This window comes from Nocardioides carbamazepini (genome assembly GCF_024614185.1).
GTDB classification, from domain to species: domain Bacteria; phylum Actinomycetota; class Actinomycetes; order Propionibacteriales; family Nocardioidaceae; genus Nocardioides; species Nocardioides carbamazepini.
Genome location: NZ_JAHTLF010000025.1, coordinates 104,038 through 117,644 on the forward strand (window position 1 = coordinate 104,038; position 13,607 = coordinate 117,644).

The 13,607-nt window shown below is 72.1% G+C and carries 8 protein-coding genes and 3 tRNA genes; 9 read left to right on the forward strand and 2 right to left on the reverse strand.

Features of this window, described 5'->3' with window-relative positions; translation table 11 throughout:
* The first annotated feature begins 3 nt into the window (after positions 1-3).
* The 4 genes from KVF89_RS26580 (at position 4) to KVF89_RS26595 (ending at position 5,414) form a co-directional block, all read left to right on the forward strand.
* Positions 4-1,035 (forward strand): sugar ABC transporter substrate-binding protein, encoded by a 1,032-nt coding sequence (locus tag KVF89_RS26580; protein ID WP_257430149.1) that lies wholly within the window; start codon positions 4-6, stop codon positions 1,033-1,035.
* Positions 1,036-1,055: 20 nt separating this feature from the next.
* The gene (locus KVF89_RS26585; protein ID WP_257430150.1) at positions 1,056-2,570 is read left to right on the forward strand and encodes a sugar ABC transporter ATP-binding protein; all 1,515 of its coding nucleotides are present in this window, start codon (positions 1,056-1,058) and stop codon (positions 2,568-2,570) included.
* Entirely contained in the window at positions 2,554-3,552 is a 999-nt protein-coding gene (locus KVF89_RS26590) for an ABC transporter permease (RefSeq protein ID WP_257430151.1), read from the forward strand. Before KVF89_RS26585 ends, KVF89_RS26590 begins: the two co-directional genes overlap by 17 nt.
* Positions 3,553-3,644: 92 nt before the next feature.
* Positions 3,645-5,414 (forward strand): ABC transporter substrate-binding protein, encoded by a 1,770-nt coding sequence (locus KVF89_RS26595; RefSeq protein WP_257430152.1) that lies wholly within the window; start codon positions 3,645-3,647, stop codon positions 5,412-5,414.
* Positions 5,415-5,510: 96 nt separating this feature from the next.
* On the opposite strand, the gene KVF89_RS26600 is transcribed toward KVF89_RS26595, so the two are convergent.
* Positions 5,511-9,992 (reverse strand): phosphodiester glycosidase family protein, encoded by a 4,482-nt coding sequence (locus tag KVF89_RS26600; protein WP_257430153.1) that lies wholly within the window; start codon positions 9,990-9,992, stop codon positions 5,511-5,513.
* A 329-nt stretch (positions 9,993-10,321) separates the two neighbouring features.
* Here KVF89_RS26600 and KVF89_RS26605 point away from each other — a divergent pair, with 329 nt between their 5' ends.
* Positions 10,322-12,370 carry an MMPL family transporter gene (locus KVF89_RS26605; protein ID WP_257430154.1) on the forward strand — a complete coding sequence of 683 codons (2,049 nt, stop codon included), beginning with the start codon at positions 10,322-10,324 and terminating at the stop codon, positions 12,368-12,370.
* Positions 12,371-12,411: 41 nt separating this feature from the next.
* On the opposite strand, the gene KVF89_RS26610 is transcribed toward KVF89_RS26605, so the two are convergent.
* Positions 12,412-12,488 (reverse strand) — tRNA-Phe (locus KVF89_RS26610).
* A gap of 155 nt (positions 12,489-12,643) precedes the next feature.
* Between KVF89_RS26610 and KVF89_RS26615 the strand changes: the two genes are divergently transcribed.
* The 4 genes from KVF89_RS26615 (at position 12,644) to KVF89_RS26630 (ending at position 13,475) form a co-directional block, all read left to right on the forward strand.
* Positions 12,644-12,716, forward strand: a tRNA-Glu gene (locus KVF89_RS26615).
* A 95-nt stretch (positions 12,717-12,811) separates the two neighbouring features.
* Positions 12,812-12,888, forward strand: a tRNA-Asp gene (locus tag KVF89_RS26620).
* Between the two features lie 93 nt (positions 12,889-12,981).
* Positions 12,982-13,203, forward strand: a complete 222-nt coding sequence (locus KVF89_RS26625) for a hypothetical protein (RefSeq protein WP_257430155.1) — start codon at positions 12,982-12,984, stop codon at positions 13,201-13,203.
* A complete protein-coding gene (locus tag KVF89_RS26630; RefSeq protein ID WP_257430156.1) occupies positions 13,200-13,475 on the forward strand; it encodes a PIN domain-containing protein in 276 nt (91 codons plus the stop codon). Before KVF89_RS26625 ends, KVF89_RS26630 begins: the two co-directional genes overlap by 4 nt.
* Positions 13,476-13,607 lie beyond the last annotated feature (132 nt).

Genomic DNA, 13,607 nt, shown 5'->3' on the forward strand with positions numbered 1-13,607 from the left:
CACATGAAGCACCGTCCCCTCCTCTCCGTCGCCGTCGCCGGCGTCGCCGCCTGCCTCGCGATGGCCGGCTGCTCGTCCGGTGTCTCGGACACCGCCTCGGCGTCGACCGAGATCATCGACCCGCCGGTCTCCGACCCGGCCGACCTCAAGATCGCCTACTTCTCGGCCGGAACGAGCAACTCCTACCTGCAGGCCGCGATCGACGAGGCGAAGAAGACCGCCGGTGAGCTCGGCGCCGACCTCGACGTCTTCGACGGCGCCTTCGACGCGCAGGTCCAGTTCGACCAGATGCAACAGGCCCTGACGAGCGGCAAGTACAACGCGTTCGTCGTGGAGCCCAATGACGGCAATCTGGTGTGCGACATCCTCACCCAGCAGGCGCCGGAGAAGGACGTTCTGGTCTCCGTCTTCAACCTGCCGATCTGCGGCCGCGGCACGAACCTCGGCGAGGAGACGCACCAGCCCGGCACGATCACCTATGTCGGCGGGCAGACCCTCGACGTCTACGAGGACTGGGTGCAGGACGTCATCGACTCCCACCCCGACGGGGCGAAGATCGCGCTGGTCTCGGGACCGGACCTCAACGCCAACACGCTCTGCTTCTTCGAGGCGGCCAAGGCGTTCGCGAAGGTCGACGGCTTCGAGGTCGTCGCCCGGCAGACCACCGACTACACGACGCCGAAGGCGTTCGACGCGGCGCAGACGATCGTTCAGGCCAACCCCGACGTCGACATCATCATGTCGAACTTCTCGGGCATGACCCGCGGCGTCGTCGAGGCGGTCGGCGGCAAGGACGTCGAGATCTACGACTTCGGCGGCGACGAGTGGGCACTGCAGAACGTCGCGTCCGGCGCGCTGACCAGCTCGGTGATGATGCTGCCGCGCGTCGAGACCCGCGAGGCCATCGAGGCCGTCGCCCGCTACGTCGAGGGCGAGGACGTTCCCGTGTTCATCAACCTCGCCGAGTCCGACAGCCTGCCCGGCACGCCGTTCGCCACCAAGGAGAACGTCGCGCAGTTCACGGCCGAGTACTGAGCAGGGTCCCGGAGACTGTCATGAGCGACACCAACACGCCCGCCATCGCCTGCCGTGGGGCCCGCAAGGTCTTCGGGGGAGCGGTCGCCGTCGCCGGTGCGGACCTCGTGGTCCGGGCCGGGGAGGTGCACGCGCTGGTCGGCGAGAACGGCGCGGGCAAGTCCACCCTGCTCGGCATGGTCAGCGGTCGGCTGGGCGCCGACGGCGGGACCGTCGAGGTGTTCGGGCACCGGATGCACGGCGGCAACCCCCGCGAGAGCAGGGAGCGCGGCCTGGTGGCGGTCTACCAGGAGCTGACGATGGTGCCGGGCCTGACCGCCGAGGCCAACGTCTTCCTCGGCCAGGTCCGCACCCGGCACGGCCTCCTGGACGGCCGTGCCATGCGTCGGCGCTACCTCGAGCTCTGCGCGGAGCTGGAGATCGACGTACCGCCGACGGCGCTGGCGCGCGACCTGTCGGTCTCGCAGCAACAGATGCTCGAGATCATGCGCGGCATCGAGAGCAACGGCCGGGTGCTGGTGCTCGACGAGCCGACCGCCGCGCTGGCCGAGCACGAGCGGGACACGCTCTACCGGATCCTGCGCCGGCTGACGGCACGCGGCACGACGATCGTCTTCGTCAGCCACAACCTCGACGAGGTGCTGGATCTCAGCGACACCATCACCGTGCTCCGTGACGGACACGTGGTGCGCAGCGCTCCCCGGGGGGAGTGGACCAAGCCGACGCTGATCGAGCACATGGTCGGCCGCACGGTCGACAGGCTGGCCGAGCGCGGCACGCACCCGTTCGGCGCGGAGGTGCTGGCTGCGCGCGGCGTACGACTGCCCGGAGTGCTGCACGACATCGACGTCACCGTGCGGGCCGGCGAGATCGTCGGTCTGTGGGGCCTGGTCGGCTCCGGCCGCACGACCTTCCTCCGCTCGCTCGCCGGTGCCGAGCCGGCCTCGTCGGGCGAGCTGCGCCTGCTGGGGGAGCCGGTCCCGTGGCCGCGCTCGGTCCGTCAGGCCGTCGGCCGGGGGGTGGTGATGGTGCCCGAGTCGCGCAAGCAGGCGCTGGTGCTCGGCATGGACGGCACCAGCAACTACTGGCTCGGCCGCGGTGGCCGCCGGATCTTCCTCGACCGCCGGACGGAGCGGGTGGAGGCGGGCGAGACGGCCGACTTCTTCGCCTTCAAGCGCTCGCGGATCGGGGAGCCGGTGCGCAACCTGTCGGGCGGAAACCAGCAGAAGGTGCTGCTGGCCAAGTGGGCCGGGCACGAGCCCGACGTGTTCCTCATCGACGAGCCGACCCGCGGCATCGACATCGGCGCGAAGGCCGAGGTGCTCACCTCGCTCGTGCGCCTGGCCGCCGAGGGCGCCGCCGTCGTCGTCACCTCCTCGGAGCTGGAGGAGGTGCTCGCGATCGCCAACCGGCTGCTCGTCTTCGCCCACGGCTCCGTGGTCCGCGAGATCCCCAGCGACGACCCCGAATTCAACGTCGACGCCGTCGTGCGTCACGGCTTCAGCACAGGAGAGACCCATGAACCCGTCCACTGAACTCTCGCCCGCCGGCGCGGTGGCCGCCGTGCCGGCGCCCGAGCGCGCCTCGCTCGCGCCGCTGGCCTCGCGCTTCGCGATGATCGCTGTGCTCATCGGCCTGGTGGTGCTCGCCAGCATCCTCTACCCGGGCTTCCTCGCCCCCGCCAACCTGCGCGACCTCCTGCTGCAGAACACGGCGGTCGGCATCGTGGCGCTGGGCATGACGTTCGTGATCATCTCGGGAGGCTTCGACCTCTCGGTCGGTGCGACGTACGCGCTGGGGGCCACGGTCTCGGCCGGCGTGGCGATCTCGACCGGATCGCCGGTCGCGGGGATCGTCGCGGCGGTCCTGGCGGGGCTCGTGTGCGGTGTCGCCAACGGGATCCTCGTCGCCCGGGTGGGCATCAACCCGTTCGTCGCGACCCTCGGCAGCGCGTCGGTGATCTCGGGAGTCGCCTACCTCTACTCCAGCTCGGCGCCGTTCATCGTCTCCGACGCCGACTTCAAGATCCTCGCCCGCTCGAGTGTCGCGGGTGTGCCCACGCCGATCCTGGTCCTCGTGGTCACGTTCGTGATCGGTGGCATCGCGCTGGCGATGACCCGCTACGGCCGCAACATCTACGCCGTCGGCGGCAACCACGAGGCGGGCTGGCTGTCCGGCCTGCGGGTCAAGGACCTCACCGCCAGCGTCTACGTCCTGACCGGTGTGCTCGCCGCGTTCGCGGGCACCATCGACGCCTCGCGGCTCGGCGTCGGCCAGGCCGACGTGGGTGCCAACATCGCCCTCGACGCGATCGCCATCGTCATCGTCGGCGGCACGTCGCTGCGCGGCGGCGAGGGCGCGGTCTGGCGCAGCGCGGTCGGCCTGCTCATCTTCGCGACGCTGACGAACCTCTTCTACAGCCTCAACCTGTCGCAGAACTGGCAGCTGATCGCGAAGGGGACCATCGTGCTGCTCGCCGTGGCACTCGACTCCTGGTCGCGCAACCGGCGCTCCTGAGCGACGATCGACGAGCGCGGCCGACCCCGGGCGGCGCCGTCTATCCTCGGGGGAGGGGCTCGGGTTCTGCTCGGAGGGGGAAAGGAGGGGCCGTGCCCAAGGACGAGACCACTGTCGCGACCGCGCACGAGATCGTCCTCGCCCCCGGGGGAGAGCTCTCCACGATGCGTGGGGTCGGCGCCGAGGCGGCCGGCCGCCTCGAGGGCCTGCTCGATATCGCGCGGCGGGCCGGTCGGCTCGCGGGCCACCACGAGCTGTCGTTCTACTGGCGCGACGGCGACAACAGGATCGTCTTCGCCACCGTCCGCTCACCGGGCCACGAGTCCCGCACCTCACTCTCCTGGGTCGACGAGGCAGAGCTCCCGCACGGCGTCACCCAGCGCGAGCTCGACGTCCTCACGTTGCTGGTGGGCGGCCTCAGCAACGCCCAGATCGCGACCCGGCTCTGGACGAGCGTCCGCACCGTCTCCACGCACGTCGAGCGGGTGCTGGCCAAGCTCGAGGTCGCGACGCGAGCCGGTGCCGCGGCGGTCGCGGTCGAGGAGAGCCTGCTGGTGCTGCCCGTCCCGGGCGGCCCGGAGGGCTTCGAGCGGCTTCTCATCGGCAGGCTCAGCACGCCCGACCAGGAGCCGGCGCCACTGCCGCTCGGGCGTCGCCCGCCGCCGCCACGCAGCGGTCGCCGTTCGGTACGACGACCGATACTGCTCGGCAGCGCCTTCCCGACCACGGGCCAGATCGCCGAGGACGGCCTCGAGATGGTGCGCGCCAGCCAGCTCGCCATCGACGAGATCAACGCCCGCGGCGGCATCAGCGGCCGCCCGGTCAAGCTCGTCAACGTCGACCTGGACATCCGGAGCTCGGTCTCCGTCGCGCGCGCCTTCGACGAGCTGGCCGGTCTCGACGTCGACGCGATGGTCTCGGGCTACCTCGACGACCAGCGGGTGGCTCACGAGATCGCCGCCGAGCACCAGGCGCCTTATCTCCACGCCGCGACCCTGGACGCGATGGTGCGGGTGGTCGAGGACAACCCGAGCCGCTACGGCAACGTCTTCCAGATCTGCCCGAGCGACACCAACTACGGCCCCGGATTCGTCAATGCGATGAGCTTCCTGCGCGAGTCCGGGCAGCTCTCGCCCCACTCCCGCTCGCTCGCCGTCGTCCGCGGGCGGTGGAAGCTCGGCGACCTGGGCCTGGAGGACGCCGTCGCCCGGGCCGAGCGCGACGGCTGGCGCATCGACTACCTCGCCGACGACGTCGTCGGGGACGAGGCGTGGCGCGAGCACGGCCGCCGCGTCGCGCAGTTCGCCCCTGCCGCGGTCCTGATCGGCACCTACTTCGAGGACGAGGCGGCACAGTTCGTGCGCGCCTTCCAGGCGGACCCGGCACCGACGGTCCTCTATGCGCTCTACGCGCCCTCGATCCCGCGGTTCCGAATCGACCTCGGCCCCGCGGCCGAGGGACTTCTCTGGGCCACGACGACCGGCACCTACTCCGACGACGTCGCCCGGGCCTTCTCCCAGCGCTACCGTGACGCCTGGGCGGTGAGCCCCGGCCGCTCCCATGCGGGCATCGCGTACGACCGGGTGCGGATCCTCGCCTCCGCCTGGTCCCGGGCGGACTCACCGCGCGACTTCACGTCGGTGATCGAGTCGCTGCGCCAGGGGGTCCACCGCGGGGTCAACGGTGCCTACAGCTTCGCCAACGCCGGCCAGTCCGCCCTCGCCTACCCGTTGGCGACCCCGGACCCCTCGATCGGCATGGCCCACCTCGTGTTCCAGATCCAGGACAACCGGCAGCGGATCGTGCACCCCGCGCCGTACACGGAGGCACGCTTCCGGCGCCCGGCCTGGTGGCCCGCCTGAACGCAGACCGGGCCGGACCGGGGCGAGCGGCCCGCGGGCGCGGACCGGCGGGGCACTCACCCCGCCGGACCCGCGCCCGAGGTCCGGTCCGCCCGGTCAGCGCCGTGTGATCCGCCGCGCCTTGCTCGTCGCGGTCGCCGGTTCGTATCCGGCGGCGGTCGCCGTCACGGTCACCCGGACCCGCTTGCCCGCCTGCTTCGGCTTGAGGGCGAGCCGGGGCACGTCGGTCGTGACGCTCTTGCGGCCGATCCGCCACACGTAGCTGAGCTGGGCGCCCTGTGGCAGCACGTTCACCCTCACCCGCAGCCGCTTGCCCGCGACGGCCTTGCCCACCAGCGTGACCTGGCCGAGCTCGGCCTTCCCGGGCGCGACCGCGGCGTCGGCCGTCCCCTGGGCGGTGACGGCGATCTTGCCGGCCTCGGCCGCCAGCACCCGTACGCCGAGCCTGCTGCCCAGGTCGCTCGCGACCGGCGTGTAGGAGCTGCCCGTCGCACCGGAGATCGGGGCGCCGTCCCGCAGCCACTGATAGGCCAGCTCGGTGGACGGATCCCAGGCGCGAGCCGTCGCTCGGAGCGGCTGCCCGACCCGGGCGGAGCCCTCCACCAGGACGGACCCGAGCCGCACGGTCTCGGGGACCGGGTCGGGACCCGGCCCGCCGCTCGACTCCGCGACCGCGGTGGTCGCCGCGCTGGTGGCGCTCGCCGGCTCATGCCCGGCCAGGTAGCCGCTGACCCGCACCGCGAGCCGGTGGCCGAGGTCGGCCCGGACGGCCGTGTAGGCGCTGGAGAGCGCACCGGGGATCGGTGCGCCGTCGCGCAGCCACTGGAAGGTGAGGGTGGTGCCCTCCGGCCACGACCCGGTGTCGGCCAGCACGGTGGCGCCGACCTCGGCGATGCCGCGCACGCTCGCCCGGGGCGCGCTGAGGCGGGCCAGCGCGACCGGCTCGGCCGCGGCGGCCCTGACCTCGATCGGGGCCCGGTCAGGCGCGCTCACCGTGGCCACCACGGTCAGCACGGTGCCCAGGTCGTCGATGCCGGCGGCGTGACCGGGGCCGGTGGCTCCCTCGATCACGGCGCCGTCGCGCAGCCACCGGTAGGTGACCTCGGCGCCATCGGCCCACTCGCCGAGGTCCGCGGTGAGGGTCTCGCCGAACATCGGCGTACCCCGCAGCGTCAGGTCACCGCCCGTGACGGTGACCTGGACCGGCGTCTCGGCGTCGTTGACGGTGAGGGTCGCGGAGGCCGAGCCCGACCGCAGCGCGGTCAGCTGGTGCGTGGACGGGTCGATGGCGACCACGGCAGTCTCGGGTGCGTCGGCGGCCGGGCCGACGTACACGCCGGTGTCGCCCTTCCAGGCGTAGCTGGTCGGCCAGGCGACGTCGAAGGTCCGGGCGCCGTCGTCCTGGGAGACGCGCGGCGCCAGGTCGTGGATCGTCCCGACCGGCAGGACGCCGCCCGGCTCCGCGACGACCAGCTCGTCGACCCTGGTCTCGACCTCGGCCTTGAGCCAGTCGGTGCCGCCGTCGGAGAGCTGCCAGCGGCCCTCGGCGGGGTCGACGCCGAGCATGGTCCAACCGGTGAAGCCGCCGTCCTCGGGCACCGAGGCCGGGCTCTTGCCGGAGTTGCCGTTGACGACGTAGGGCACACCGTCGACCTGCTCGGCGTGGAAGACGCCGACGTGGCCGGCGACGTAGGCCACCGACTTGCCCGAGTCCGCCCGGAACTCCTGCAGCCAGTCGTCGATGAAGGCCGCCTCGTTGCGGTCGGCCAACTGGCTGCCGTCGGTCGGGAGCGGGTCGTTGGTCGGCATGTGGGTGAACAGCAGCACGCCGGTGATGGACGGGTCCTCGGCCGCGGCGTCGAGCTGCTCGCGCAGCATCTTGACCTGGGCGAAGTCGCTGGCGAGCTTCCCGGTGGCCGAGTTCAGCGTGATGAATCGGGTGTGGCCGAGGTCGAACACCTGGGTCGTGTCACCGAACTCGGTCTTGAAGTTGGCGATGTCACCGCCCATGATCTCGTGGTTGCCGGGCACGTAGTACCACGGGAAGTCGATGCCGGCGAGCTCCTCGTCGAGGATCGAGCGGGCGAGGTCGAAGTCGGCCTCGCTGGCCTCGTCGACGAAGTCGCCGTTGATCACCAGCACGTCGGGCTCGGCGGCCACGATCTCGCGCAGCGCCTGCCGGGCGCCCGTCACCGCCCCGCTCTCGGGATCCCGCGCCACGAACTGCGCGTCCGACATCACCGCGACCCGCAGGTCGCTGTCGTCGGTCTCGCCGGCCTCCGCCACGACCGGGTCCTGCGCCCGCTCCGCGACCGGCGCCTCGACGCCCTCCGGCGGCAGGTAGGCGTAGATCTGGGAGAACTCCAACGATCCCGTGTACTGCTTGGCCGCGACGGTCTCCAGGGCACGGATCCGCTCCAGCTTGAGCGGGAAGGAGAACGTCTCGGGCACGAGGAAGTCGACCCGCTCCCAGCCGGTCCAGGTGGCGTGCAGCGACTGCTGGCCGTCGGGACCGTCGATCCAGTTGCGCACCCCGTTGGCCTGCATGACCTGCAGCCGCAGCAACGATCCCTTGCCGTCGCCCTTGATCCACACCGACAGCTTCTGGGGGCGCCCCGGGATGTCGATGCCGGTACCCGGGGCGACGGCGTACCGGCCGCGGGTGGCGGTGGAGCCGGTGAAGTCGTAGTTGAGCCGGATGCTGGCCGACCCCTCGAAGCCCTCGCCGGGCTCGATGCCGCCCACCGGGGCCCGGTCGTGCGCGGTGGTCCAGCCGGAGACGTCGGAGAAGTCGTCGATGAGCTTCAGCTCCAGCGGGACGGCGACGGCGACCTGCGCCTCGTGGCCGCCCACCCGGAACCGCAGCGTGGCCGACCCCTCGGTCCCGGTGGCGGTGATGGTGAAGCGGCCGTCGGCCGTGGGCGCGACCGAGAAGAGGTCCGGCGCCGGGTTGACGACCTCGACGTCGGCCGGCTCGATCGGGGCGCGGAAGCCCTGCACGTCGATGCCGGTCAGCGCGAGGGTCTGGGCCGAGCCCTGCTTCTCGAGGTTCAGCACCGTCTGGTCGAGCTCGACGCGGTGGAGCTCGCCGAGCACCTGCAGGTCGATGCCGCCGACCGCGGCGCTGTTGCTGGCCCGGACCGTCGCGGTGCCGGCGGCGCGCCCGGTGACGATGCCATCGGCGACGGTTGCGACCTGGCCGTCGCTGCTGCGCCATCGGTCGGGCCGGCCGGGGGCCGAGGAGAGGGTCTCGTCCACGCCGAGCGCGCTCAGCGCGCGGTGCAGACCGGGGAAGACCCGGTCGGCGCCCTCGTCCTGGGAGGCGGTCTCGACATCGAAGGCCACCAGCGAGCCCGAGCCCGGCCGGGCCAGGACCAGCCCCATGCCGTCGCCGTCGTAGCGCTCATAGCCGTCCGACGGTGTGTTCATCACGGTGGTGTCCTCGTCGCCGGCGAGCCGGACGTTCATCTGGCTCGACCCGCCGCCGTCGGCGTTGATGGCGTCGTACGCGCCGAGGTCGAGCATCAGCTCGGCCTGCTGGTCGAAGTTCATGCCGCTGGCGACGGCGGTCCGGCCGTCGACGACCACGAAGTACGCCGTGCGGCGGTCTTGGCTGAACCCGACCATGGTGCGGGGGTTCTTGTCGGTGAAGTACCCGTCGCCACCCCAGGACCCCTTCTGGCCGCCGGTGACCAGCCGGTGCCAGGCTCCTCCGGCCTCCTCGATCTCGACGCCGGGATCCTGGATCCGGTAGCTGACCTCGACCTGGTCTCCGGTTTGGAGCGCCGCCAGCCGGATGCCGGCGGCGCTGCCGTCCTCGGCGACGAGGATCTGCGTCCCGGCCGGGATCTCGCCCTCGCCGACGGTCTGGGCGACCTGCTGCACCTTGTTGTCGGGGCCGACCCAGACCTCCACCCCGGCGGTGGCGTCGGGCAGCGCGCGGGCGCGGGAGTAGGTGCCCCACTGCGCGTTGTAGAGCGCGACACCGCCCGCGGGCATCGCGTAGGCGTTGATGCCGGTGATCGAGACCGAGCTGTCGTCCGCGAAGGTCGCCGCGCCCTCCAACACCAGGTCGACCAGTGCGCCGAGACCGTCGGAGGTCATGCCGACGGAGGCGGCGGCGTCGGGGTTGCCCGACTTGATGATCTCGCCGTCCCTGACGCCCCAACCGGCCGCGGCCCAGGAGTTGTTGATGTCGAAGCGGTCCAGGTTGACGCCGGCGATGGCGTCGGCGGCATCGACCATCTCGGTCACCGTGCCGCCAGGGCCCGCGACGGTCTCCGGCGTGAGGTACGTCATCTTGACGGTCTCGTCGCCGAGGTCGGCCTTGAGGATGTTGACCTGCTGCCAGCCGTTGGGGTCGAGCCTCTCGTACTGCACATGCACCAGGCCGGGCGCGACCTCGGTGCGCGCCAGGCCGTTGATGACCGCCGTGCCGTCCGCGTCGAGGTTCATGCCCTCGACGACGATCCGGTCCGAGGCTCCGGCGGGCGACGGGACGAGCATGACCCCGGCGCCCACGGCGAGTCCCACACAGGCGGCGACGAGGCTGCCGCCACGTCGGGAGAAGAATGACATCTGCCCTCAGATCCGAGCGCCCCTGGTCTCGTCGGGCCGGATGCGGGCGCACTTCACCGGCCGGTCAGCACCTGATCGCACCGGCGTGAGCGGCAGGCGTCCGGAAGGTGGCCCCCGCCGATCCCCCGTGGGGACAGCAGGCGAAGACGCGCGCCGGCCGAGGTCGCCCACCCGTCTCGCCGGACCGCTCCGGGCCTGGTTCGGTCGGCGTGCGCGAACGGCTCGGCCAGCTCAACGACCTGCCCGGCGGCAACGTCCGTGAGGAGAGGAGCGACGCCGTCCACGTGTCCGGCCATGGTGTCGGGGGCCGTGGGCCCTATCTTTCCGTCATGGAATCGTCCGCGGTGGTCGCGCGCCTGCTCCGCCCGCGGTCGGCCTGGATCCTGCCGGTGCTCTACCTGCTCGTCGGAGGCGCCCTCATCGGCGTGTTCGGCACGGCGCCGGTCGACCGCGCGGCGACCGACAAGCTGCCGGACGGCTACGACTCGACCGAGGTGGTCCGCCTCCTCGAGGACTTCCCGTCCGGCGACGGCCAGGTGGCGGTCGTGCTGTTCGCGGCCGAGCAGGCCCTCACCCCGGCCGACCGGACGGCGGTCGAGCAGGTCTTCTCCCGAGCCGCGGGTGGGGCTGCGACAGTGCCGCTGCAGGCGGCGGAGGACGGCACCGCGCTGGTCGGTGTGCTGCCGATGCCGAGCACGGACGCGGCGAAGCTCGCCGACGACGTCGAGGAGCTGCGGGCCGGCGTACGGGAGGGCCTGCCGGACGGTGTGCGGGCCGAGGTCACCGGTCCGGCCGCGATCCAGGGCGACCTCGCCCGGGTCTTCGAGGGCGCCGACCTGACGCTCCTCGCGGTGACCGCCTCGGTCGTGGCGGTGCTCCTGATCATCACCTACCGATCGCCCGTCCTGTGGCTGGTGCCGCTGCTCGTCGTCGGTCTCACCGACCGGCTCGCGGCGGTGGCGGCCACCCACGTCCTCAGCGCGCTCGAGGTCGCCTTCGACCAGTCGACGACGGGCATCCTCTCGGTGCTGGTCTTCGGGGCGGGCACCGACTACGCGCTGCTGCTGATCTCCCGCTACCGCGACGAGCTCCGTCGTACGCCGAGCCGCCCCGAGGCGATGGCCCGGGCGTGGTGGCGCACGAGCGAGGCCGTGCTCGCCAGCGCGGCCACGGTCGTCGTCGCGCTGCTGACGCTGCTGCTCTCCGCCTTCCCGACCACCCGCGGCCTGGGTCTCGCCTGCGCCATCGGCGTCCTCGTGGCGGCGTTCGCCGTGCTGGTCGTCCTGCCCCTGGCCCTCGTCGTCTTCCCACGGGGGATCTTCTGGCCGCGCCGCCCCGAGGTGGGGGAGCCGGCGCTCTCGGAGGGCCGTTCCTTCTGGCGTCGTGTCGGCGACGCCGTGGCGCGCCGGCCGGTCCTCTCCGCGTCCGCGGGACTGGTGGTGCTGGCCGTGATGGCGAGCGGCATCCTCGGCATCCGGAGCGGGCTCTCGGAGGCGGACCAGTTCATCGACACGCCCGAGTCGATCGTCGCCGCCCAGCGGCTGGCGGAGTCGTTCCCGGCAGGGAGCGCCGACCCTGCCGTCGTGCTCACCCGCGACGACGTCGCCGCCGTCGTCCGGGCGGCGGAGGCGGCCGACGGCGTCGACGCGGTGCGACCGGTCGGGGAGCACGACGGTCGGACCCGGGTCGACGTCGTACTGGCCCACGCGCCCGGTACGCCGGAGGCGCGGGCCGACGTCGCCTCGCTCCGCGCCGCCCTGGCGGACCTCCCGGACACGCTGGTGGGTGGCACCGACGCCGAGGACGTCGACACGGACGCCGCCACCGGTGACGACCGCGCGCTGCTGCTGCCGCTCATCCTGGTCGTGGTCCTGCTGGCGCTGGGCCTGCTCCTGCGCTCGGTGGTCGCGCCGGTCGTGCTGGTGCTCACCGTGGTCGCCACCTACCTGGCCGCCCTCGGTGCCGGATGGCTGCTGAGCAGCGGCCTGTTCGGATTCGACCGGCTCGACGTCGGCGTACCGCTCCAGGCGTTCCTGTTCCTGGTCGCGCTCGGCGTCGACTACAACATCTTCCTCGTCGCCCGGGCGGCCGAGGAGGCCCGCCGGCACGGCGCCCGCGAGGGCATGTTGCGCGCCCTGGCCTCGACGGGCGGCGTCATCACCAGCGCCGGCATCCTGCTCGCCGCCGTGTTCGCGGTCCTCGGCGTCCTCCCGCTCGTGGTCCTCGCCCAGCTCGGCATCGTGATCTGTGTCGGCGTGCTGCTCGACACCCTGCTGGTCCGCACCGTCCTCGTCCCGGCCGTCGCGATCCGGATGGGCGACCGGTTCTGGTGGCCACGCCGCGTCGACGCGGCGCGGGCTGGCGGGCACTCGGCCTGAACGACGAGACCCCCGCCGGTGTCCGGCGGGGGTCTCGGTGCTGGTGGGCAGGGGCGGGGTCGAACCGCCGACCTATCACTTTTCAGGCGATCGCTCGTACCAACTGAGCTACCTGCCCAAGCAGTCGCCCACCTTACCGGAGGGTGTGCCGACGTACGAAAGCGGCGGGGACATCGGGACGATCCAGGCCCCCGCCCGCGGTCGCGATGAGCGGGCGCGCCCCGCCGGGCACTATGCTGGCGCCCGCCACGGAGGACCTGTCCGCCGTGGCGGGCCCCCATCGTCTAGCGGCCTAGGACACCGCCCTTTCACGGCGGGTACGCCGGTTCGAATCCGGTTGGGGGTGCGCTCGCCGGCCGAGGTAGCTCCCGATTGGGACTCCCGACGGTCGATGGGTTAGAGTTCCATCCGCTTCACCACGCGAGAGCAACGTGAGCGAATGGCCCTGTAGCGCAGTTGGTTAGCGCGCCGCCCTGTCACGGCGGAGGTCGCGAGTTCGAGTCTCGTCAGGGTCGCCAGCAGTCCGGACCGCAAGGTCCGGGCTTCTTGCTTTTTCCGGGCCGCCGCTCAGGTACCGCCTTCTGCCGGCACATCGACCTACCATCATTGGTATGACCGCGGAGCGCGACGAGCTGATCCACCTGATCGAGGGCCTGCCCGACGATCAGGTCGTGGTCGTGCTCGAAGACGTGCGTCGGTTGACCACGACGAAACCCATGGGTGAGTGGCCACCGAGGTTCTTCGGCATCGGCGCATCCACGGACGGCCGCACCGACAACGCACGTCGGGCTGAGGAGATCCTTGCCGAGGGATTCGGCGCTCGCCGGTCGTGATCATCTGCGACACGGGCCCGATCTTCGCGGCGGCCGATCGCCAGGACGCCGACCATCACGCTTGTGTCGAGCTCTTCACCGGTCTACGGCTGGCAGGCAGGCGTCTGCTGTTGCCGCAGACCGTCTTGGCCGAGGTGGGTTACCTGCTCGAGGCCAAGGTGGGGACGTTCGCAGAGGTCGCCTTCCTCGAGTCAGTGGCAGACGGGAGTTTCGAGCTCGTGGATCTCACGCGATCGGATGCCGCTCGCATCGCCGAGTTGGTGGCGCGGTAGACGACCTCCCTCTCGGAACCACCGACGCCTCGGTCATCGCACTCGCCGAGCGCCTGGGTGTGGCCGACATTGCGACGCTGGACCATCGGCACTTCCGTGTCGTACGACCCAGACACGTGGACGTGTTCACGC

What these genes read in the sequence shown, in the direction of transcription:
- KVF89_RS26580 (WP_257430149.1), top strand. Translation starts at nt 4, where the DNA reads ATGAAGCACCGTCCCCTCCTCTCCGTCGCCGTCGCCGGCGTCGCCGCC.
- KVF89_RS26585 (WP_257430150.1), top strand. Translation starts at nt 1,056, where the DNA reads ATGAGCGACACCAACACGCCCGCCATCGCCTGCCGTGGGGCCCGCAAG.
- KVF89_RS26590 (WP_257430151.1), top strand. Translation starts at nt 2,554, where the DNA reads ATGAACCCGTCCACTGAACTCTCGCCCGCCGGCGCGGTGGCCGCCGTG.
- KVF89_RS26600 (WP_257430153.1), bottom strand. Translation starts at nt 9,992, where the DNA reads ATGTCATTCTTCTCCCGACGTGGCGGCAGCCTCGTCGCCGCCTGTGTG.
- KVF89_RS26605 (WP_257430154.1), top strand. Translation starts at nt 10,322, where the DNA reads ATGGAATCGTCCGCGGTGGTCGCGCGCCTGCTCCGCCCGCGGTCGGCC.
- KVF89_RS26625 (WP_257430155.1), top strand. Translation starts at nt 12,982, where the DNA reads ATGACCGCGGAGCGCGACGAGCTGATCCACCTGATCGAGGGCCTGCCC.